Here is a 20,823-nt window from a genome sequence, read left to right as displayed (position 1 = left end):
TCTCTAGGAAACTTTTTTCTTGACATATTCTCTGTAAGTGGTAAAATAGTTCTCATGAAAACTAAATTAGTTCTCCAGAGAACTATATAAAATCATGAGAAGGGAGCAATCATGGACAAATCGTTGTTGATTTTTAAACGTTTTGGGTATCAGATCCACCTGATGTTGCAGAAAGAAGCCAAACGTTGCGGTATTGAATTTATGGGGGGACCGCAAGGACAGGTCCTGCAGTTTTTAGATCGTCGTGAGCATGATCAAGAATTAACGCTTATCAAGGATATTGAGACAGAACTCAATATCACCAAGTCAGTTGCTAGCAACTTGGTCAAGCGTATGGTACAAAATGGTCTGGTCGAGTTAGAGGCCAGTCCAAGTGATAAACGAGCAAAACTTGTTCGTTTGACCGATAAATCACGATCTCAGATGCAAGAAGTTAAGGCGCTTTTTGATCGTATTGCCAGTAGCCTACTGGAAGGAATTTCAAAGGAAAAGCTAGCCGTTTTTGAAGAAGTTCTAGGACAACTACAGGCTAATGTAGAAAGAATAGGAGGAGAGAATGAAGAAACTCGCTAAACATATTACAGGAAAAGAGTGGGGGATGATTGTCCTTACGATTCTTTTCACTTGTTTCTCGGTCTATCTCGAGTTAGAAGTGCCGACCTATATTTCAGAAATAACAGAATTGATTGGAACACCGGGTACGGAGTTAGGACAACTATGGTCTCCTGCTGCCAAGATGATGGGTTTATCTCTCCTAGCCTTTCTGTCTTCTGTAACAGTTGGATTTTTTGCTTCTCGTGTTGCAGCGTCTTACACGACTCACTTGCGAAGAGATATTTTTAATCGTGTTCTAGATTTTTCGCAGACGGAAATCAAACGTTTTTCAATCCCCAGTCTTTTGACTCGAACGACCAATGATATTACGCAAGTTCAGATGCTCTTTACTATGGGCTTACAGGTAGTGACTCGTGGGCCTATCATGGCCATCTGGGCCATTGGAAAAATCCTTGGGAAGTCGGAATACTGGCTCTGGGCAGTAGTGGTGGCCGTCATTGTCAATATCTTGATGATCACTGTTCTCGTAACTCTAGCCTTTCCAAAACAATCTGTCATTCAAAAATTGACAGATAAACTCAATAGCATCACCCGTGAAAGTTTGACTGGGATTCGGGTTGTTCGTGCTTATAATGCCGAGGATTACCAAGATAAGAAATTTGAAGAAGCCAATGATGAGGTGACTCGTCTCAATCTCTTTGTCAATCGATTGATGGCGATTATGAACCCTATTATGATGGCGATTTCCAGCGGTTTGACCTTAGCCATTTACTGGATTGGTGCCTATATCATCAACGATGCAAGTTTGGCAGAACGTCTGCCACTCTTTAGTGATATGGTGGTCTTCATGTCCTATGCTATGCAGGTCGTGATGGGCTTCCTTCTCATGGGAGCACTCTTTATCGTTCTTCCTCGTACCTTGGTTTCTGCAGGACGTATCAATCAAGTATTGGATTTGCATTCTTCTATTGAAAATCCTAGTCATGCACAGACAGCGGACCCTTCAGTTCAAGGACAAGTGGAATTTCGTGATGTGACTTTCCGCTACTCTAAAAACTCTGAAGCAGTCGTGGAACATGTTACTTTCAAAGCAGAAGCGGGTCAAACTGTGGCCTTTATCGGTTCAACTGGTTCTGGTAAATCTACTCTGGTCAACCTACTACCTCGTTTTTACGATGTATCCGCGGGAGAAATTCTAGTAGATGGTGTTAATGTGCAAGATTACGACTTGGTAGACTTGCGCAATAAGGTTGGCTATATTCCGCAGAAAGCAGTCCTCTTCTCAGGAGATGTTAAGGACAATCTAGATTTTGGTAAGAGCAAAGAAACTCCTCTAGGCGAAGCTGCTATGTGGCAAGCTCTGGAATTAGCCCAGTCTAAAAACTTTATCGAGGATAAGGAAGCAGGTCTGGCCTCTGAAGTAGCCCAAGGCGGAACCAACTTCTCAGGAGGTCAAAGACAGCGTTTGGCCATTGCGCGTGCCTTGGCTCGTAAGCCAGAGATTCTTATCTTTGATGACTCTTTCGCAGCCTTGGACTACAAGACAGACCGGATCTTGCGCCAAGAACTAGCAGAGAAAACAAAATCTATGACCAAGCTCATCGTAGCACAGCGGATTTCTACCATCATGGATGCCGACCTGATCTTAGTATTGGATCAAGGTAAAGTCGTGGGGCAAGGCACCCACAAGGAACTTCTAGCTACCAATGAAGTCTACCAAGAAATTGCCTACTCACAACTATCGAAGGAGGAATTGGAACATGGAAAATAAGAAAATGTCTTTTTGGAAACACTCTAAACCTTTTCTAGCAGGTCTCCAACTTCCCCTACTAGTAGCGGTTGTAGCAGCTGTATGTTCAAGCATCATCACGGTTTATGGACCGACTAAGATAAAAGAAATCACCAACTTAATCTCAGATGGTTTGATGACGGGAATTGACCTAGAGGCTGTTTCAAGTATTGCTAGCTTTTTAGTGATTCTCTATGTACTTGGTGCTATCTTTAACTATACACAGGCCTATATCTTTTCAACAAGTATCCAACATTTTTCAAAACGCTTGCGGACGGCAATTGCTGAAAAAATCAATCGTTTGCCCCTTGGCTATTTTGATCGTCATTCTCAAGGAGATACCCTTTCGCGCGTGACCAATGACGTTGATACGGCCGCTCAATCTCTCAATCAAAGTTTGGGAACAGTACTCTCAGCTAGCTTCTTGTTGATTGCTGTTTTGGTGACCATGTTTAGCATGAACTGGATTTTAGCTCTGGTAACGGTTGTTTCTACGCTTGTTGGTTTTGCGGCAGTTTCCGTAATTATGGCTAAGTCACAAGGGTACTTTAGAGCTCAGCAAAACAACTTGGCGGCTGTCAATGGTTATGTAGAAGAAATGTATTCGGGACACAATGTTGTAACGAGCTACAACGCAGTAGACACCTCTAAAGCGAAATTTGCAGGTTTGAATCAGAACTTGCACGACAGCATCTGGAAATCTCAGTTTATCTCTGGTATCATGATGCCAGCCATGTTCTTTGTTGGGAATTTTAGCTATGTTTTGGTCATCATCGTTGGGGCCGCGCTTGCTCTAAAAGGGCATATCACTATCGGGGTTATTGTAGCCTTTATGGTCTATGTTCGTACCTTCTCACAACCCTTATCACAAATTGCTCAAGGGATTACCAGCTTGCAACAAGCCAGTGCAGCCATGGGACGTGTCTTTGAATTTCTAGGTGAAGCTGAGATGCAGGATGAATCCCATAAGGAAAGACAATTGACTGGCATGAGGGGAGAAGTGGTCTTTGATCGCGTATCCTTTGGCTATACACCAGAACGCACCATCATCCATGACTTTTCTGCGACAGCTCATGCAGGCCAAAAGGTCGCTATCGTTGGGCCAACTGGAGCTGGTAAGACAACCATTGTCAATCTTTTGATGAAGTTCTATGAGATTGATAAGGGAGGTATCCGTATCGATGGAGTCGATACCAAGAATATGAAGCGCTCAGAAGTACATGATGCCTTTTCAATGGTCTTACAAGATACTTGGCTCTTTGAAGGAACCATTCGGGAAAATCTCATCTACAATCAGACAGGTATCAGCGATGAGCGGATGATGGAAGCCAGCAAGGCTGTGGGAATTCACCACTTTATCATGACTTTGCCAGATGGCTACGATACTGTTTTGGATGACACTGTGACCTTGTCTGTTGGACAGAAACAGCTTTTGACTATCGCTCGTGCTTTGTTGAAAGATGCACCGCTCTTGATTTTGGATGAAGCGACATCCTCAGTTGACACACGTACAGAGGAATTGATTCAGAAAGCCATGGACCGTTTGATGGAAGGCAGAACTTCCTTTGTCATCGCCCATCGCTTGTCAACTATTCGTAATGCTGATTTGATTCTTGTTATGAAAGATGGTAATATTATTGAGCAAGGCAATCACGAGGAGCTGATGGCGCAAGGTGGCTTCTATGCCGACTTGTACAATAGCCAATTTACAGAAGACGAAGCAGAAGAATAAATCAAAAGAAGGCTTGACGGCCTTCTTTTTCTGCACTATACTAGAAGACAAACGTCTCACCGGTAGACAAAAACAAGATAATGAGAATTATAAATGAAAAATTATCAAGAATGGTATCGAAATATCAGCTCCAGACTCACTAGTTATCCAACCCTTTTATTTCTATTACGCAGTTTCAATCGCTTGATGACAGTCTCCATGCCCCTGGCATACCTAACCTTGCTAGTCACGACTTACCTGCAGCTAGGACTGGGTCAGCAAGTTGGGGTTTATGTGCTCATCCCTGCAACAGGCTTTGTGATCTTGTCCCTTTTTCGTAAGAAAATCAATCACCCGCGACCTTATGAAACTTGGGACATCGCACCCTTACTTGACAAGGATAGTTCGGGACAGTCGATGCCCAGTCGCCATGTCTTTTCGGCAACTATCATCTCCATGGCCTGTCTGCATGCTAGTCTACTTGTTGGTTTAGTATGTTTGCTCTTTTCAGCTTTGCTGAGCTTGGTGAGGGTTTTAGGTGGTGTGCATTATCCAAAGGATGTCTTGGTTGGCTATGCTTGTGGTCTGGTGTGGGGATTCCTTTTTTTCCTATTCTGATATGTAAGTTAAGCTAGTCCTACAACCACTTACTGCTTTAAATTGACCACTTGCTTTTTTGCCCTTGTATTCCTAACTTAGCTTTGATATAGTAGAGTCAGAAAGGAGATGTGATGAAGTTACGAATTGAGATTGACGGCAATTTAGAAGAAACTGAAATTGTCATCAAGGCCCCTGATTTGACAGATGAAATTGCGGACTTGCAACGGCTCTTACAAGAGTCAACAACTCCGAGGTTAACTTTTTACAAGGGAACAGGTGAATATTATCTAGACCTGTCAGAAATTCTCTTCTTTGAAACCGACGGTAGCAAAATCTACGCCCACACTCAGAAAGAAGCCTATGAAGTCCGTCTCAAACTCTATGAGTTGGAGACCATCTTGCCTCGCTATTTTAGCCGAGTGTCCAAGTCAACTATCGCAAACATCCGTCAGATTTACTCAGTGGACAAGTCCTTTTCAGGAACGGGCACCATTTCCTTTTATCAGACGCACAAGGAGGTTCATGTGTCACGACATTACCAGTCCCTCCTAAAAGAAAATCTAAGAAACATGAGGTAAAAGACATGAAAAAGAAAGCATTTGGTATTATTTTATTGGTTTTAGCAGCCTGGATCTTGCTGCAAGGAAATTTTGGCATTCCTTCTTTGGATGGTAAGATATGGCCTTTGCTAGGAATTGTTTTTTTTGCTTATAAGTCCATTGAGTCCATCCTTAGACGCCATCTAACTTCGGCAGTTTTTACAGGTTTACTGGCGCTCATCATTGCAAATTACGCTTATGAGTTGTTGCCAGTTACAAATCATTCTCTCATCTGGGCTAGCATCTTAGTAGTACTCGGTGTTGGTTATCTGACACATTCAAGTAAGTTCTGGCATGAGAAAAAATGGTGGTACAACGGTGAACGAACAGTCATCACAGATAAGGAAGTCACTTTTGGCAGTGGAACTTTCTATAAACAAGATCAAGATATTGTAGACGACCAAGTGGAAGTCGCTTTTGGGGACGCTAAAATCTACTATGACAATGCAGAGATGTTAGGTGATTTTGCGACTTTAAATATTGAAGTGGCCTTCGGAAATGCAACAGTCTATGTCCCACAACACTGGCGAGTCGATCTGAAAGTAGAAACATCCTTTGGTGCAGCTAAGGCAGATGCTCCTGTAGCACCAACAAACAAAACCTTGATTATTCGTGGGGAAGTTGCTTTTGGTAAACTTGGAGTTGTTTACGTTAAATAAAAAAAGTCTTCGAATTTCCTTGCCAAAATAGAGAAAGTGTGATAACATAGTACGGTATGTGGTGCTAGCACATCCGCTATATTAGATCTAATAGGAGGAAAACACAATGGCTAAAGTATGTTACTTTACAGGTCGTAAGACTGTATCTGGAAACAACCGTTCACACGCGATGAACCAAACAAAACGTGCCGTAAAACCAAACCTTCAAAAAGTTACTGTTCTTATCGATGGTAAACCTAAAAAAGTTTGGGCTTCAGCTCGTGCTTTGAAATCAGGTAAAGTTGAACGCGTTTAATAAAAATAAAAAGACCGCTTAGGTCTTTTTCTTTTGCTCTAGAGATAAAACCATTTGAAAAATAGAGTAAATATCCGCCGATACAGCATTCTGCTTTTACACTTGGGCTGAAATATGATAAAATAGAGTATCAACTAGTTGAGGTAAAAAAAATGACTGTAAAAATTAATACAAAAGATGGTCAAATCGAACTGACAGATGAAGTGATTGCAACCGTAGTAGGTGGTGCCGCAACTGAGATTTTTGGTGTGGTCGGTATGGCTAGTAAAAATGCCCTCAAAGACAATTTCCAAGCCCTCCTTGGTAAGGAAAATTATTCTAAGGGTGTTGTCGTGAAGGCAGCCGAAGATGGTAGCATCGCAGTTGATGTTTATACCGTGTTGAGCTACGGAATAAAGATAAGCGAAGTGTCAAAAAACATTCAAGAGCGTGTTCGTTTTAGTCTAGAAAATCAACTAGGAATTACTGCTCAGACTGTGAATGTCTACATTCAAAATATCAAAGTTGTGGGAGAATAATCGTGTCAAAAATTACTACCAGTTTATTCCAAGAGATGGTGCAAGCTGCATCAACTCGTTTGAATAAGCAAGCAGAATATGTCAATTCATTGAATGTCTTTCCGGTTCCAGATGGAGATACTGGGACAAATATGGGAATGACCATTGAAAATGGTGCGAAAGAAGTAGCAGACAAGCCTGCTTCTACAGTTGGAGAAGTAGCGAGCATTCTTGCCAAAGGGCTCTTGATGGGTGCGCGTGGGAACTCAGGGGTTATCACTTCTCAGCTCTTCCGTGGCTTCTCCCAAGCTATCAAGGAAAAGGATGAGTTAACAGGTCAAGACTTGGCTCTTGCCTTCCAATCTGGTGTCGAAGTAGCTTATAAAGCGGTTATGAAACCAGTTGAAGGAACCATTTTGACTGTTTCTCGTGGAGCGGCTATTGGGGCTAAGAAAAAAGCCGAGGAGACAGATGATGCTGTTGAGGTCATGCGTGCAGCCTTGGAAGGTGCAAAAGCAGCTTTGGCTAAGACACCAGAAATGCTTCCAGTCCTTAAGGAAGTTGGTGTGGTAGACTCAGGTGGTCAAGGTTTGGTCTTCATCTACGAAGGATTCCTTTCAGCTCTTACTGGTGAATACAGTGCTTCTGAAGACTTTGTAGCGACTCCTGCAAACATGAGTGAAATGATCAATGCAGAGCACCACAAGTCTGTGGCAGGTCATGTGGCAACTGAGGATATTACCTTCGGTTACTGTACGGAAATCATGGTAGCCCTCAAACAAGGTCCAACTTATTCTAAGGACTTTGACTACGATGAATTCCGTAACTACTTGAATGAACTCGGAGACTCTCTACTTGTTGTCAACGATGATGAGATCGTCAAAGTTCACGTCCATACAGAAGATCCAGGTCTTGTCATGCAAGAAGGTCTTAAATATGGTAGCTTGATCAAGGTCAAAGTGGACAACATGCGTAATCAACACGAGGCGCAAGTTGAAAAAGAAGCGACTCAAGGAAATAAGCCCGCTGAAACAAAAGAGTACGCCCTTATCGCAGTAGTAGCAGGTCAAGGCTTGGCAGATATCTTCCGTGCCCAAGGTGTGGATTATGTCATCGAAGGTGGTCAGACGATGAATCCTTCAACAGAAGACTTTATCAAGGCTGTTGAACAGGTCAATGCTCGCAACATCATCTTCTTGCCGAACAACAAAAATATCTTTATGGCAGCTCAGTCTGCGGCTGAAGTGCTTGAACAACCTGCTGTTGTGGTAGAAGCACGTACAATTCCTCAAGGATTGACAAGTCTTCTTGCATTTGACCCAAGTAAATCAATCGAAGAAAATAAAGAATGCATGACTGCAGCTCTTGCTGATGTCGTAAGCGGAAGTGTAACAACAGCCGTTCGTGATACAACTATCGATGGATTAGCAATTCATGAAAATGACAATCTTGGTATGGTCGATGGGAAAATCCTTGTGTCAAATCCTGACATGCATCAAACCTTGACTGAAACCTTGAAGCACATGATAGACGAAGATAGTGAAATCGTAACTTTCTATGTCGGTGAAGATGGAAGTGAAGAATTAGCCAACCAAATCGCCCAAGAAATCGCAGAAGAATTCGAAGACGTTGAAGTCGAAATCCACCAAGGTCAACAACCTGTATACCCATATCTTTTCAGTGTGGAATAAAAATTTAATCGATTAAAAAGAAAGTTGATTTTGCAACTTTCTTTTTTTATGACATTTGTCATATTTCCTAGTGACAGAAGCATCTAGCTCCGCCAACTTCAAAAGTCTATAATTGAAGTATGAAATGGAGGAAGAAGAAATGAAAAATAAAATGATTGTCGCAGTGAGTTTAATAGCAGCAGGAGTTATGACCTATCTCATGTTTTCAGGATTGGACGAGGGTTTCTACCATTTTCCTTGGGAGCTCTTTGCTGGCTTTGGAATGATGTCTTGGCTTGTCAGAGAAGGTTTGAAATTGGTCAGAGATGTGAAAAAGGAGTTTGAGGAATGAAAAAAGCAATCATCTATTTCTTTATCGGCCTGTCACTCTTGGTATGGTTAGTGGAAATGTTTACTGGTTGGTTTGACCAAACCTTGTTTCGCCAATTCATTCGTGGTGCCTGGGGTTTTGGATTTATGATTTTCGTCGTTTTCCCTATGGGAATGAAGTGGTTGAAAGGAGAATCTCATGACTGTGATTAAAGTTGAGAAATTAAGTAAGAAGATAAAAGACAAGGAGATCTTGCGGAACATCTCCTTTGAAATCAACGATGGTGAATGTGTCGCCTTGATCGGGCCTAACGGAGCAGGAAAAACAACCTTGATTGATTGTCTCTTGGGCGACAAGTTCATGAGCTCAGGCCAGGTAGCCATTCAAGGATTTGCGCCAACAGATCCTCGATTAAAGCAGCTTATTTCTGTCTTGCCTCAAGAAAATACGGTGGTTCAAGACTTGAAAGTGAAAGAACTCTTATCCTTCTTTCAATCAATCTATCCAAACAGTCTTTCAGACAAAGAAATTGATGACTTGCTAAGATTCTCAGACAAGCAGAAAAATCAGTTAGCGGGCAAGCTGTCTGGTGGGCAAAAACGTTTGTTCTCTTTTGTGTTGTCTTTAATAGGTCGTCCAAAAATTCTATTTTTAGATGAGCCGACTGCTGCAATGGATACCTCTACACGTCAGCATTTTTGGGAAATTGTCAATCAGTTAAAGCAAAATGGTGTCACCATTGTCTATTCTTCTCACTATATCGAAGAGGTAGAGCATACGGCTGACCGCATTTTGGTCCTTCACAAGGGTGAATTGATTCGCGATACGACGCCTTATGCTATGCGTGGTGAAGAACAAGAAAAACACTTTACGGTACCACTAACTTATCAGGAAGTTATCAGCACTTTGGACCAGATTCAAGAGCTTGAAATCAAGCAAAATGCTCTTTCCTTCACAACCAAAGAAGCCAGCCAGGTATGGAAAGTCTTGCAAGAACAGGGCTGCATGATCGAAGAAATTGAAGTTCGCAATCGAACTCTCTTAGACAGTATCTTCGAAACGACTCAAGACTAAAGGAGATTGACGATGAAAAATATGACAAGTCTCATGAAAGTGGAAATCATTCTGATGAAACGGCAAGCAGTCTACTACTTGCTATCCATCGGACTTCCAAGTGTGTTTTACCTTATCTTTTCTGGTATGATGTTAGGGTCAGATATTCCAGAAATTGCTCTTCAAGCCTATCTTTTTGCCATGACGCTCTTTAGTATCATGTCAAGTGCTTTTTTCAGTATCCCAAGCACACTCGAGTCTGATAAGACGAACAACTGGCAAAAATTGATTCAACATTCTCCTGTTTCTATGGTAGAATATTATGTATCAAAACTGTTCAGCACTCTGCTAACTTTCTTGTTATCAATTATAGTTGTCTTTTCAGTAGGTCATTTTGTCCGCGGGGTTACTCTACCTTGGCTTGACTGGATGGTAATTGGTGCTATTTTGCTGATCGGAAGCGTGGTCTTTATCAGCATGGGGGTCTTGGTGAGCTTGCTTCCTAGTGCTCAATTGATGACGGTTGTTGGAAATATTGCCTATATTGCTTTGGCTGTTCTAGGTGGACTGTGGTTCCCCTTGGATTCCTTCCCAGAATGGCTCCAATCTATTGGAAAGCTGACTCCAACCTATCAACTGATGCAGGTCGTTTCTACTTATTTGGAGCACCACGAGTTTAACATTCTTGCTGCCTTGGTTGTACTAGGTTATACAGTTTTCTTTGGTGTCTTGGTAATCCAACTGAAAAAACGGATTGAGGTAAAATAAATCTATGTTGGAAAAATTTAAAAACATTCATTATATGTTTCATATTCCAATTGTGTTTATCATCTTTCCTATAGCGGGTGTCATCGTTGGAGATTACCCGCTTTTAACCTTGCTATGGACCCTACTATTTGTACTTGCCTTCTATTCGGTTTTAATCAGTCAGAATCGCACCGTGCAGTGGCTAGCATGGTGGTCCATGCTTGTCTACATTTTTTATACATCTGTTTGGCTAAGTTCAGGTTTCACATGGTTTATCTTTTATTTATCCAATCTCCTTATTTATGAGCTGGATGAGATTTCTTTTCACTCTTGGCGTTTTGACAGTTTTATTGTCCTGCAACCATTTATTCTGACCGGGATCTATATGGTCAATCATGTTAGTCCCTGGCAGCTACTCTTTTTCTTGGTGACCTTTATCTTTTCCGATGCAATGACCTTTGGTCTCTATCGAATTCGGATAACAGAAGAGCTAAAAGAAGAAAAGATGAAACAAAATGCCAAGCTCAATCTTTTCTTGGCTGAAAACGAACGCAGTCGTATCGGTCAGGATCTTCATGACAGCCTAGGTCATACCTTTGCCATGTTGAGTGTGAAGACGGACCTTGCCCTCCAGCTTCTTCAAATGCAGGCCTATCCTCAAGTGGAAAAAGAGTTAAAAGAAATTCATCAGATTAGTAAAGAATCCATGAATGAAGTTCGTACAATTATCGAAAATCTTAAAACCAGAACCCTAGCTTCCGAATTTGCGACTGTTAAAAAAATGCTGGAAATTGCAGGAATTGAAACGGAAATCAATCACCAACTAGATACAGCTAGCCTAACTCAGGAATTAGAGTCAACGGCCTCCATGATTTTGCTTGAGCTAGTGACCAATATCATCAAACATGCCAAAGCATCGAAAGCTTACTTAAAATTAGAACGAACTGAGAAAGAACTCATTCTAACAGTGAGAGATGATGGATGTGGCTTTGCTTCTTTAAAAGGAGATGAGCTCCATACCGTTCGAGACCGTGTCCTTCCTTTTTCAGGAGAAGTAAAGGTGATCAGTCAGAAACATCCGACTGAAGTGCAGGTTCGGTTACCTTATAAGGAGAGAAACTAAGATGAAACTACTTGTTGCAGAAGATCAAAGTATGTTGCGAGATGCCATGTGCCAGTTGCTTACCTTTCAACCAGATGTAGATTCTGTCCTACAAGCCAAGGATGGCCAAGAAGCAATTCAACTCTTAGAAAAGGAGCCCGTAGATATCGCCATTCTTGACGTAGAAATGCCTGTTAAGACAGGCCTCGAAGTCTTGGAGTGGATACGAGCAGAAAAGCCAGAAACAAAGGTGGTTGTGGTGACGACCTTCAAACGCCCTGGCTATTTTGAACGTGCGGTCAAGGCTGGAGTGGATGCTTATGTCTTGAAAGAAAGAAGCATTGCAGACCTCATGCAAACCTTGCACACTGTTCTTGAAGGACGTAAGGAATATTCGCCTGAATTGATGGAAGTGGTGATGACGCACCCCAATCCGTTAACAGAGCAAGAAATCGCTGTTTTAAAGGGAATCGCTCAGGGCTTGTCTAACCAAGAAATCGCAGACCAACTCTATCTATCAAATGGAACCGTCCGAAACTATGTCACCAATATTCTTTCGAAACTAGATGCTGGTAATCGAACAGAGGCAGCCAACATTGCAAAAGAATCTGGTTGGCTTTGATAAGAAGGGTTAAACAATTCCGAAATGATAACTTGAATCGAAGGAAATCCATACTAGAAAGGAGGAGGCAAATTGCCTCCTTTTCTGGTTTAGAAAAGCGGTGAAAGCTAGTGTCAAAGAGTTAAAAGATCAGAATAAAAATGAAAAATATCTTGACAATGAAGGAAAAATTGTGTTACAATAATAGACGGTACTTTTTACTTTTGGTCTCTCAAAAGTGTACAGGGACGTGCTGACAAATGTTGCAAAAGTACACACAGATGGTAGCTGTCACCAAGTGTATCATCACCAAAAATAAAAAACACAGGAGAATGTAGATGCCTACAATTAACCAATTGGTTCGCAAACCGCGTAAATCAAAAGTAGAAAAATCTAAATCACCAGCTTTGAACGTTGGTTACAACAGTCATAAAAAAGTTCAAACAAACGTTTCTTCACCACAAAAACGTGGTGTTGCAACTCGTGTGGGAACAATGACACCTAAAAAACCTAACTCTGCCCTTCGTAAATTCGCTCGTGTACGTTTGAGCAACCTTATCGAAGTTACTGCCTACATCCCAGGTATCGGACACAACTTGCAAGAGCACAGCGTGGTGCTTCTTCGTGGTGGACGTGTAAAAGACCTTCCAGGGGTACGTTACCATATCGTCCGTGGTGCACTTGATACTGCAGGTGTTAACGATCGTAAACAAGGCCGTTCTAAATACGGTACTAAACGTCCAAAAGCATAAGGAAAGGGGATAAAGAGAAATGAGTCGTAAAAATAGAGCTCCAAAACGTGACGTATTGCCAGATCCGCTTTACAATTCACAACTAGTTACTCGTCTTATCAACCGCGTTATGCTTGATGGTAAACGTGGTACAGCTGCTTCAATCGTTTACGGTGCTTTTGAGCAAATCAAAGAAGCTACTGGCAATGATGCACTTGAAGTATTTGAAACAGCTATGGAAAACATCATGCCTGTACTTGAAGTACGTGCACGTCGTGTTGGTGGATCTAACTACCAAGTCCCAGTTGAAGTTCGTCCAGAACGCCGTACAACACTTGGACTTCGTTGGTTGGTAACCATCGCTCGCCTTCGTGGTGAACACACAATGCAAGACCGTCTTGCAAAAGAAATCTTGGATGCTGCGAACAACACAGGTGCAGCAGTTAAGAAACGTGAAGACACTCACCGTATGGCTGAAGCTAACCGTGCCTTCGCACACTTCCGTTGGTAAGAATAAGATACTAAGGGCGTTAAAAAAGCGACTGAAAATTAGGAAGCTTGACGCAGAATCAAAGATTCTAGGAAAGCTTATCTATTTTCCGAGCTTTTAGCCCGAGTTCAATTGAGTTCAAATCAGCTAACTTGAGCTTTTAGCCCGAGTTCAATTGAGTTCAAATCAGCTAACTTGAGCTTTTAGCTCGAGTTTAACTCAACTTACCAGCTCGTAAGTTGAAACCAACAAAAACAAGATAAACATTGAGAACGGGTAGGTCCTGCCTATCCGTTTTTATTAAAATCGTGTTATAATAGAATAGAAATTAAAATAAATAGGAGAAACAAACCTCATGGCACGCGAATTTTCACTTGAAAAAACTCGTAATATCGGTATCATGGCTCACGTCGATGCCGGTAAAACAACAACTACTGAGCGTATTCTTTACTACACTGGTAAAATCCACAAAATCGGTGAAACTCACGAAGGTGCGTCACAAATGGACTGGATGGAGCAAGAGCAAGAACGTGGTATCACTATCACATCTGCTGCGACAACAGCTCAATGGAACAACCACCGCGTAAACATCATCGACACACCAGGACACGTGGACTTCACAATCGAAGTACAACGTTCTCTTCGTGTATTGGACGGTGCGGTTACTGTTCTTGACTCACAATCAGGTGTTGAGCCTCAAACTGAAACAGTTTGGCGTCAAGCAACTGAGTACGGAGTTCCACGTATCGTATTTGCCAACAAAATGGACAAAATCGGTGCTGACTTCCTTTACTCAGTAAGCACACTTCACGACCGTCTTCAAGCAAACGCACACCCAATCCAATTGCCAATCGGTGCTGAAGATGACTTCCGCGGTATCATCGACTTGATCAAGATGAAAGCTGAAATCTATACTAACGACCTTGGTACAGATATCCTTGAAGAAGATATTCCAGCGGAATACCTTGACCAAGCTCAAGAATACCGTGAAAAATTGGTTGAAGCAGTCGCTGAAACTGATGAAGACTTGATGATGAAATATCTTGAAGGTGAAGAAATCACTAACGAAGAATTGAAAGCTGCTATCCGTAAAGCAACTATCAATGTTGAATTCTTCCCAGTATTGTGTGGTTCTGCCTTCAAGAACAAGGGTGTTCAATTGATGCTTGATGCGGTTATCGACTACCTTCCAAGCCCACTTGACATCCCAGCAATCAAAGGTATCAACCCAGATACAGATGAAGAAGAAACTCGCCCAGCATCTGATGATGAGCCATTCGCAGCTCTTGCCTTCAAGATCATGACTGACCCATTCGTAGGTCGTTTGACATTCTTCCGTGTATACTCAGGTGTTCTCCAATCAGGTTCTTACGTATTGAACACTTCTAAAGGTAAACGTGAACGTATCGGACGTATCCTTCAAATGCACGCTAACAGCCGTCAAGAAATTGACACTGTTTACTCAGGTGATATCGCAGCTGCCGTTGGTTTGAAAGATACAACAACTGGTGACTCATTGACAGATGAAAAAGCTAAAATCATCCTTGAGTCAATCAACGTTCCAGAACCAGTTATCCAATTGATGGTTGAGCCTAAATCTAAAGCAGACCAAGACAAGATGGGTATCGCTCTTCAAAAATTGGCTGAAGAAGATCCAACATTCCGCGTTGAAACAAACGTTGAAACTGGTGAAACAGTTATCTCTGGTATGGGTGAACTTCACCTTGACGTCCTTGTTGACCGTATGCGTCGTGAGTTCAAAGTGGAAGCAAACGTAGGTGCTCCTCAAGTATCTTATCGTGAAACATTCCGCGCTTCTACTCAAGCACGTGGATTCTTCAAACGTCAGTCTGGTGGTAAAGGTCAATTCGGTGATGTATGGATTGAATTTACTCCAAACGAAGAAGGTAAAGGATTCGAATTCGAAAACGCAATCGTCGGTGGTGTGGTTCCTCGTGAATTTATCCCAGCGGTTGAAAAAGGTTTGGTAGAATCTATGGCTAACGGTGTTCTTGCAGGTTACCCAATGGTTGACGTTAAAGCTAAGCTTTACGATGGTTCATACCACGATGTCGACTCATCTGAAACTGCCTTCAAGATCGCGGCTTCACTTGCCCTTAAAGAAGCTGCTAAATCAGCACAACCAGCTATCCTTGAGCCAATGATGCTTGTAACCATCACTGTTCCTGAAGAAAACCTTGGTGATGTTATGGGTCACGTAACTGCTCGTCGTGGACGTGTAGATGGTATGGAAGCACACGGTAACAGCCAAATCGTTCGTGCTTACGTTCCACTTGCTGAAATGTTCGGTTACGCAACAGTTCTTCGTTCTGCATCTCAAGGACGTGGTACCTTCATGATGGTATTTGACCACTACGAAGATGTACCTAAGTCAGTACAAGAAGAAATCATTAAGAAAAACAAAGGTGAAGACTAATCAGTCCTCACTCTAGAAGGAAGTCACTTAGTGGCTTCCTTTTTGTCTTTAACTATTCATTTTTGCTGAATATAGTATACGAATTTGATCGCTAAGTGAGAAAAATACTAATTCTATCCAGAAAGAAAATAATCTAATTTGATAAATTAAAGTAAATAAAGGTTCCTAATTCCGTAGATAACTTAATAAAAATGAGGAAAAGATTCATAAATACACTTTTAGATAGAAAATTCAGAAAATTGACTCTTTTGTCTTGAAAATTTTTGAAAAAATGGTATGATAGTAACAAGCTATTTTTTTAAGAGAAGAGAAAGGGGAATAATGGAGAAAATCAGTTTAGAATCTCCTAAGACGGGGTCGGACCTAGTTTTGGAAACACTTCGGGACTTAGGGATTGATACTATTTTTGGTTATCCTGGTGGTGCGGTCTTACCTTTGTATGATGCGATATATAATTTTAAAGGTATTCGCCACATCTTGGGACGCCATGAGCAAGGCTGTTTGCACGAAGCTGAAGGATATGCCAAATCAACTGGAAAGTTGGGCGTTGCCGTCGTCACGAGTGGCCCGGGAGCAACAAATGCCATTACAGGGATTGCAGATGCCATGAGCGATAGCGTTCCCCTTTTGGTCTTTACAGGTCAGGTTGCGCGAGCTGGGATAGGAAAGGATGCCTTTCAGGAGGCAGACATTGTGGGGATTACCATGCCCATTACCAAGTACAATTACCAAGTTCGTGAGACAGCAGATATTCCTCGTATTATTACGGAAGCTGTCCATATCGCAACGACAGGTCGTCCAGGTCCAGTTGTGATTGACTTGCCAAAGGATGTATCAGCCCTAGAGACAGATTTCATCTATTCGCCGGAGGTGAATTTACCAAGTTACCAACCGACACTTGATCCAAATGACATGCAAATCAAGAAAATCTTGAAGCAATTGTCAAAAGCCAAGAAACCTGTTTTGTTAGCAGGGGGCGGTATTAGCTATGCAGAAGCTTCTAAGGAGCTTAATGAATTTGCTGAACGTTACCAAATTCCAGTAGTCACTAGTCTTTTGGGGCAAGGAACCATTGCAACGAGTCATCCGCTCTTCCTAGGGATGGGAGGCATGCACGGTTCTTTCGCAGCCAATATTGCAATGACGGAAGCGGACTTTATGATTAGTATTGGTTGCCGTTTCGATGACCGCTTGACTGGGAACCCTAAGACCTTCGCGAAGAATGCTAAGGTTGCCCATATCGATATAGATCCAGCTGAGATTGGTAAGATTATCAGTGCAGATATTCCAGTGGTTGGGGACGCTAAGAAAGCCTTGCAGATGCTCCTAGCAGAACCAACTGTCCATAACAATACTGAAAAGTGGATTGACAAAGTTACCAAGGACAAGAACCGCGTTCGTTCTTATGATAAGAAAGAACGTGTGGTTCAACCTCAGGCCGTTATTGAACGCATCGGTGAGTTGACGAATGGAGATGCCATTGTTGTCACAGATGTAGGGCAACACCAAATGTGGACAGCTCAGTATTATCCTTACCAAAATGAGCGTCAGTTAGTCACTTCAGGTGGTTTGGGTACCATGGGATTCGGAGTTCCTGCAGCTATTGGAGCCAAGATTGCCAATCCAGAAAAAGAAGTCATCCTTTTTGTCGGTGATGGTGGTTTCCAAATGACCAACCAAGAGCTAGCGATTCTAAACATCTACAAGGTGCCGATTAAGGTTGTCATGTTGAATAACCACTCACTAGGAATGGTTCGTCAGTGGCAGGAATCCTTCTATGAGGGTAGAACTTCCGAGTCAGTCTTTGATACACTTCCTGACTTCCAGCTGATGGCACAGGCTTATGGCATCAAAAACTATAAATTTGATAATCCAGAGACGATAGAGAAGGATCTAGAAGTCATTCTGGAGGATGTGCCCATGTTTATCGAGGTGGATATTTCTCGTAAGGAACAGGTCTTACCGATGGTACCAGCTGGTAAGAGCAATCATGAGATGTTGGGGGTGAAGTTCCATGCGTAGAATGTTAACAGCTAGATTGCAAAACCGTTCAGGAGTTTTGAATCGTTTTACAGGTGTCCTTTCTCGTCGTCAAGTCAATATTGAGAGTATCTCAGTTGGTGCGACAGAGAATCCCAATGTATCTCGCATCACCATCATTATTGATGTAGCTTCACATGATGAAGTAGAGCAAATCATTAAACAACTCAATCGTCAGATTGATGTAATTCGCATTCGTGATATCACAGATAAACCACACTTGGAAAGAGAAGTGATCTTGGTAAAAGTATCTGCTCCTGCTGAGAAGCGTGCAGAAATCTTGGCCATTATCCAACCTTTCCGTGCAACGGTAGTAGATGTGGCTCCAAGCTCAATCACCATCCAGATGACGGGAAATGCTGAAAAGAGTGAAGCTTTATTGCGAGTGATTCGACCATATGGTATTAAAAATATCGCTCGTACGGGTGCAACTGGATTTACCCGCGACTAATACTCTTTGATTTTTATTGAGTATAAAATCCAGCATAAGTTTGTTAAACCAGCCTAAAAGGCAATAAATAATAGAAAAGAGAGAAAAACTATGGCAGTTCAAATGGAATACGAAAAAGATGTTAAAGTAGCAGCGCTTGACGGTAAAAAAATCGCCGTAATCGGTTATGGTTCACAAGGACATGCGCATGCGCAAAACTTGCGTGATTCAGGTCGTGATGTCATTATCGGTGTACGTCCAGGTAAATCTTTCGACAAAGCAAAAGAAGATGGATTTGACACTTATACAGTAGCAGAAGCAACTAAATTGGCTGACGTTATTATGATCTTGGCACCAGATGAAATCCAACAAGAATTGTATGAAGCAGAAATCGCTCCAAACTTGGAAGCTGGAAATGCAGTTGGATTTGCCCATGGTTTCAACATCCACTTTGAATTTATCAAAGTTCCTGCAGATGTAGATGTCTTCATGTGTGCTCCTAAAGGGCCAGGACACTTGGTACGTCGTACTTACGAAGAAGGTTTTGGTGTTCCAGCTCTTTATGCAGTATACCAAGACGCTACGGGAAATGCGAAAAATATTGCTATGGACTGGTGTAAAGGTGTTGGAGCAGCTCGTGTTGGTTTGCTTGAAACAACTTACAAAGAAGAAACTGAAGAAGATTTGTTTGGTGAACAAGCCGTACTTTGTGGTGGTTTGACTGCTCTTATCGAAGCAGGTTTTGAAGTCTTGACAGAAGCAGGATACGCCCCAGAATTGGCTTACTTTGAAGTTCTTCATGAAATGAAATTGATCGTTGACTTGATCTATGAAGGTGGATTCAAGAAAATGCGTCAATCAATTTCTAACACTGCTGAATACGGTGACTATGTATCAGGTCCTCGTGTGATTACTGAGCAAGTGAAAGAAAACATGAAAGCTGTCTTGGCAGACATCCAAAATGGTAAATTTGCAAATGACTTTGTAAATGACTATAAAGCTGGACGTCCAAAATTGACTGCTTACCGTGAACAAGCAGCGAACCTTGAAATTGAAAAAGTTGGTGCAGAATTGCGTAAAGCAATGCCATTCGTTGGTAAAAACGATGACGATGCTTTCAAAATCTATAACTAATTCTTAGAATAAAAACAGAAGGCGAGTTGGGGGTACCTAACTCGCTTTTTATCTTAAAAAGTATTTGAGGAGGAGACATGCTAAGTGCAAAAGACGTGGTGAAAGCCCACAAAGTTTTAAGTGGTGTAGTAGTGAATACACCACTGGAGTATGATCATTATTTATCAGAAAAGTATGGAGCTAAGATCTATCTGAAAAAGGAAAATGCTCAACGCGTTCGCTCTTTTAAAATTCGTGGAGCTTATTATGCCATCTCGCAATTGACAAAAGAAGAACGTGAGCGTGGTGTAGTCTGTGCATCAGCGGGGAATCACGCTCAAGGTGTCGCTTATACGTGTAACGAGATGAAAATTCCTGCGACAATTTTTATGCCTATCACAACGCCTCAACAAAAGATTGGGCAAGTTCGTTTCTTTGGAGGAGACTATGTAACGATCAAATTGGTCGGAGATACTTTCGACGCTTCGGCTAAGGCAGCCCAAGAATTCACTGTTTCAGAAAATAGAACCTTTATCGATCCTTTTGATGATGTCCATGTTCAGGCAGGGCAAGGGACGGTTGCCTATGAAATTTTGGAAGAAGCTCGGAAAGAGTCAATCGACTTTGACACGGTTCTCGTTCCTGTTGGTGGTGGAGGTCTGATTGCGGGAGTTTCTACCTATATCAAGGAAATGAATCCGAAAATTGAAGTCATTGGTGTTGAAGCCAATGGTGCCCGTTCGATGAAGGCGGCATTTGAAGCTGGAGAGCCAGTTAAACTAAAAGAAATCGACAAGTTTGCTGATGGTATAGCTGTGCAGAAAGTTGGCCAGTTGACCTATGAAGCGACTCGTAAGAATGTTGAAACGCTGATTGGGGTGGACGAGGGATTGATTTCTGAAACCTTGATTGATCTTTATTCCAAACAAGGTATTGTAGCAGAACCAGCCGGAGCTGCCAGTGTTGCAGCCTTGGAAGTTTTATCAGACTATATCAAAGGCAAGACGATTTGTTGTATCATTTCTGGAGGAAATAACGATATCAACCGCATGCCAGAGATGGAAGAACGTGCCTTGATTTACGATGGAATCAAGCATTACTTTGTAGTGAATTTCCCACAACGTCCAGGAGCTCTACGAGAGTTTGTAAATGACATTTTGGGGCCAAATGATGACATCACTCGTTTTGAGTATATCAAACGGGCCAGCAAGGGGACAGGACCAGTCTTGATTGGGATTGCTCTTGCGGATAAGCATGATTATAATGGTTTGATTCTTCGGATGGAAAAGTTTGACCCATCTTATATTAATTTGAATGGGAATGAAACCTTGTATAATATGCTAGTTTAATTTCCTATAAAATTTTTCTCATAT

22 protein-coding genes are annotated in these 20,823 nt (G+C 42.0%); all 22 read left to right on the top strand.

The window, feature by feature from the left end; genetic code table 11:
* The first annotated feature begins 111 nt into the window (after window positions 1–111).
* A complete protein-coding gene (locus I2H52_RS05990; RefSeq protein WP_045617722.1) occupies window positions 112–573 on the top strand; it encodes a MarR family winged helix-turn-helix transcriptional regulator in 462 nt (153 codons plus the stop codon).
* Window positions 557–2,326: an ABC transporter ATP-binding protein gene (locus tag I2H52_RS05985; RefSeq protein WP_045617721.1), complete on the top strand. Its 1,770-nt coding sequence runs from the start codon at window positions 557–559 to the stop codon at window positions 2,324–2,326. The genes I2H52_RS05990 and I2H52_RS05985 overlap by 17 nt, the downstream gene beginning before the upstream one ends.
* On the top strand, window positions 2,316–4,076 hold the full coding sequence (locus tag I2H52_RS05980) for an ABC transporter ATP-binding protein (protein WP_195594713.1): 1,761 nt from the start codon (window positions 2,316–2,318) through the stop codon (window positions 4,074–4,076). The genes I2H52_RS05985 and I2H52_RS05980 overlap by 11 nt, the downstream gene beginning before the upstream one ends.
* 93 nt (window positions 4,077–4,169) lie before the next feature.
* The gene (locus I2H52_RS05975) at window positions 4,170–4,673 is read left to right on the top strand and encodes a phosphatase PAP2 family protein (RefSeq protein WP_045617718.1); all 504 of its coding nucleotides are present in this window, start codon (window positions 4,170–4,172) and stop codon (window positions 4,671–4,673) included.
* A 113-nt stretch (window positions 4,674–4,786) separates the two neighbouring features.
* Entirely contained in the window at window positions 4,787–5,233 is a 447-nt protein-coding gene (locus I2H52_RS05970; RefSeq protein WP_045617717.1) for a LytTR family DNA-binding domain-containing protein, read from the top strand.
* A gap of 5 nt (window positions 5,234–5,238) precedes the next feature.
* Window positions 5,239–5,913, top strand: coding sequence for a LiaF transmembrane domain-containing protein (locus tag I2H52_RS05965; RefSeq protein WP_045617716.1), 675 nt, complete (start codon window positions 5,239–5,241; stop codon window positions 5,911–5,913).
* 106 nt (window positions 5,914–6,019) lie between these two features.
* On the top strand, window positions 6,020–6,208 hold the full coding sequence (rpmB, locus tag I2H52_RS05960) for a 50S ribosomal protein L28 (protein WP_001140948.1): 189 nt from the start codon (window positions 6,020–6,022) through the stop codon (window positions 6,206–6,208).
* Window positions 6,209–6,360: 152 nt separating this feature from the next.
* Complete coding sequence (locus I2H52_RS05955) at window positions 6,361–6,726, top strand: Asp23/Gls24 family envelope stress response protein (protein WP_000216435.1); 366 nt, start codon at window positions 6,361–6,363, stop codon at window positions 6,724–6,726.
* A 2-nt stretch (window positions 6,727–6,728) separates the two neighbouring features.
* A complete protein-coding gene (locus I2H52_RS05950) occupies window positions 6,729–8,396 on the top strand; it encodes a DAK2 domain-containing protein (protein ID WP_045617714.1) in 1,668 nt (555 codons plus the stop codon).
* Between the two features lie 124 nt (window positions 8,397–8,520).
* Complete coding sequence (locus I2H52_RS05945) at window positions 8,521–8,727, top strand: hypothetical protein (RefSeq protein ID WP_195594711.1); 207 nt, start codon at window positions 8,521–8,523, stop codon at window positions 8,725–8,727.
* A complete protein-coding gene (locus I2H52_RS05940) occupies window positions 8,724–8,918 on the top strand; it encodes a hypothetical protein (protein ID WP_007520695.1) in 195 nt (64 codons plus the stop codon). Before I2H52_RS05945 ends, I2H52_RS05940 begins: the two co-directional genes overlap by 4 nt.
* Window positions 8,905–9,780, top strand: coding sequence for an ABC transporter ATP-binding protein (locus I2H52_RS05935; RefSeq protein ID WP_045617712.1), 876 nt, complete (start codon window positions 8,905–8,907; stop codon window positions 9,778–9,780). The genes I2H52_RS05940 and I2H52_RS05935 overlap by 14 nt, the downstream gene beginning before the upstream one ends.
* Window positions 9,781–9,792: 12 nt before the next feature.
* Entirely contained in the window at window positions 9,793–10,527 is a 735-nt protein-coding gene (locus tag I2H52_RS05930; protein ID WP_195594709.1) for an ABC transporter permease, read from the top strand.
* Window positions 10,528–10,531: 4 nt separating this feature from the next.
* Window positions 10,532–11,629 (top strand): sensor histidine kinase, encoded by a 1,098-nt coding sequence (locus I2H52_RS05925; RefSeq protein WP_195594707.1) that lies wholly within the window; start codon window positions 10,532–10,534, stop codon window positions 11,627–11,629.
* A gap of 1 nt (window position 11,630) precedes the next feature.
* Entirely contained in the window at window positions 11,631–12,230 is a 600-nt protein-coding gene (locus tag I2H52_RS05920; protein WP_049501537.1) for a response regulator transcription factor, read from the top strand.
* Window positions 12,231–12,547: 317 nt separating this feature from the next.
* A complete protein-coding gene (rpsL, locus tag I2H52_RS05915) occupies window positions 12,548–12,961 on the top strand; it encodes a 30S ribosomal protein S12 (protein WP_001142332.1) in 414 nt (137 codons plus the stop codon).
* Between the two features lie 19 nt (window positions 12,962–12,980).
* Window positions 12,981–13,451, top strand: coding sequence for a 30S ribosomal protein S7 (gene rpsG, locus I2H52_RS05910; RefSeq protein ID WP_000087873.1), 471 nt, complete (start codon window positions 12,981–12,983; stop codon window positions 13,449–13,451).
* 334 nt (window positions 13,452–13,785) lie between these two features.
* The gene (gene fusA, locus I2H52_RS05905; RefSeq protein WP_000090335.1) at window positions 13,786–15,867 is read left to right on the top strand and encodes an elongation factor G; all 2,082 of its coding nucleotides are present in this window, start codon (window positions 13,786–13,788) and stop codon (window positions 15,865–15,867) included.
* Between the two features lie 321 nt (window positions 15,868–16,188).
* Window positions 16,189–17,889 carry an acetolactate synthase large subunit gene (locus I2H52_RS05900; RefSeq protein WP_049500149.1) on the top strand — a complete coding sequence of 567 codons (1,701 nt, stop codon included), beginning with the start codon at window positions 16,189–16,191 and terminating at the stop codon, window positions 17,887–17,889.
* Window positions 17,882–18,358: an acetolactate synthase small subunit gene (ilvN, locus tag I2H52_RS05895; RefSeq protein WP_001253813.1), complete on the top strand. Its 477-nt coding sequence runs from the start codon at window positions 17,882–17,884 to the stop codon at window positions 18,356–18,358. Before I2H52_RS05900 ends, ilvN begins: the two co-directional genes overlap by 8 nt.
* Before the next feature lie 90 nt (window positions 18,359–18,448).
* Window positions 18,449–19,471 carry a ketol-acid reductoisomerase gene (ilvC, locus tag I2H52_RS05890; protein WP_000290683.1) on the top strand — a complete coding sequence of 341 codons (1,023 nt, stop codon included), beginning with the start codon at window positions 18,449–18,451 and terminating at the stop codon, window positions 19,469–19,471.
* A 77-nt stretch (window positions 19,472–19,548) separates the two neighbouring features.
* On the top strand, window positions 19,549–20,799 hold the full coding sequence (ilvA, locus tag I2H52_RS05885) for a threonine ammonia-lyase IlvA (RefSeq protein WP_195594703.1): 1,251 nt from the start codon (window positions 19,549–19,551) through the stop codon (window positions 20,797–20,799).
* Window positions 20,800–20,823: the final 24 nt, after the last annotated feature.

Source organism: Streptococcus oralis (genome assembly GCF_015561235.1).
Classification (GTDB): domain Bacteria; phylum Bacillota; class Bacilli; order Lactobacillales; family Streptococcaceae; genus Streptococcus; species Streptococcus oralis_BK.
The sequence above is the reverse complement of the archived record's forward strand: the minus strand, read 5'-3'. Positions and strand labels throughout refer to the sequence as shown.

What these genes read in the sequence shown, in the direction of transcription:
- I2H52_RS05980 (WP_195594713.1), top strand. Translation starts at nt 2,316, where the DNA reads ATGGAAAATAAGAAAATGTCTTTTTGGAAACACTCTAAACCTTTTCTA.
- I2H52_RS05900 (WP_049500149.1), top strand. Translation starts at nt 16,189, where the DNA reads ATGGAGAAAATCAGTTTAGAATCTCCTAAGACGGGGTCGGACCTAGTT.
- ilvA (WP_195594703.1), top strand. Translation starts at nt 19,549, where the DNA reads ATGCTAAGTGCAAAAGACGTGGTGAAAGCCCACAAAGTTTTAAGTGGT.
- I2H52_RS05935 (WP_045617712.1), top strand. Translation starts at nt 8,905, where the DNA reads ATGACTGTGATTAAAGTTGAGAAATTAAGTAAGAAGATAAAAGACAAG.
- ilvN (WP_001253813.1), top strand. Translation starts at nt 17,882, where the DNA reads ATGCGTAGAATGTTAACAGCTAGATTGCAAAACCGTTCAGGAGTTTTG.
- fusA (WP_000090335.1), top strand. Translation starts at nt 13,786, where the DNA reads ATGGCACGCGAATTTTCACTTGAAAAAACTCGTAATATCGGTATCATG.
- ilvC (WP_000290683.1), top strand. Translation starts at nt 18,449, where the DNA reads ATGGCAGTTCAAATGGAATACGAAAAAGATGTTAAAGTAGCAGCGCTT.
- I2H52_RS05945 (WP_195594711.1), top strand. Translation starts at nt 8,521, where the DNA reads ATGGAGGAAGAAGAAATGAAAAATAAAATGATTGTCGCAGTGAGTTTA.
- I2H52_RS05990 (WP_045617722.1), top strand. Translation starts at nt 112, where the DNA reads ATGGACAAATCGTTGTTGATTTTTAAACGTTTTGGGTATCAGATCCAC.
- I2H52_RS05955 (WP_000216435.1), top strand. Translation starts at nt 6,361, where the DNA reads ATGACTGTAAAAATTAATACAAAAGATGGTCAAATCGAACTGACAGAT.
- I2H52_RS05985 (WP_045617721.1), top strand. Translation starts at nt 557, where the DNA reads ATGAAGAAACTCGCTAAACATATTACAGGAAAAGAGTGGGGGATGATT.
- I2H52_RS05925 (WP_195594707.1), top strand. Translation starts at nt 10,532, where the DNA reads ATGTTGGAAAAATTTAAAAACATTCATTATATGTTTCATATTCCAATT.
- I2H52_RS05965 (WP_045617716.1), top strand. Translation starts at nt 5,239, where the DNA reads ATGAAAAAGAAAGCATTTGGTATTATTTTATTGGTTTTAGCAGCCTGG.
- rpsL (WP_001142332.1), top strand. Translation starts at nt 12,548, where the DNA reads ATGCCTACAATTAACCAATTGGTTCGCAAACCGCGTAAATCAAAAGTA.
- I2H52_RS05930 (WP_195594709.1), top strand. Translation starts at nt 9,793, where the DNA reads ATGAAAAATATGACAAGTCTCATGAAAGTGGAAATCATTCTGATGAAA.
- I2H52_RS05940 (WP_007520695.1), top strand. Translation starts at nt 8,724, where the DNA reads ATGAAAAAAGCAATCATCTATTTCTTTATCGGCCTGTCACTCTTGGTA.
- I2H52_RS05970 (WP_045617717.1), top strand. Translation starts at nt 4,787, where the DNA reads ATGAAGTTACGAATTGAGATTGACGGCAATTTAGAAGAAACTGAAATT.
- rpmB (WP_001140948.1), top strand. Translation starts at nt 6,020, where the DNA reads ATGGCTAAAGTATGTTACTTTACAGGTCGTAAGACTGTATCTGGAAAC.
- rpsG (WP_000087873.1), top strand. Translation starts at nt 12,981, where the DNA reads ATGAGTCGTAAAAATAGAGCTCCAAAACGTGACGTATTGCCAGATCCG.
- I2H52_RS05975 (WP_045617718.1), top strand. Translation starts at nt 4,170, where the DNA reads ATGAAAAATTATCAAGAATGGTATCGAAATATCAGCTCCAGACTCACT.
- I2H52_RS05920 (WP_049501537.1), top strand. Translation starts at nt 11,631, where the DNA reads ATGAAACTACTTGTTGCAGAAGATCAAAGTATGTTGCGAGATGCCATG.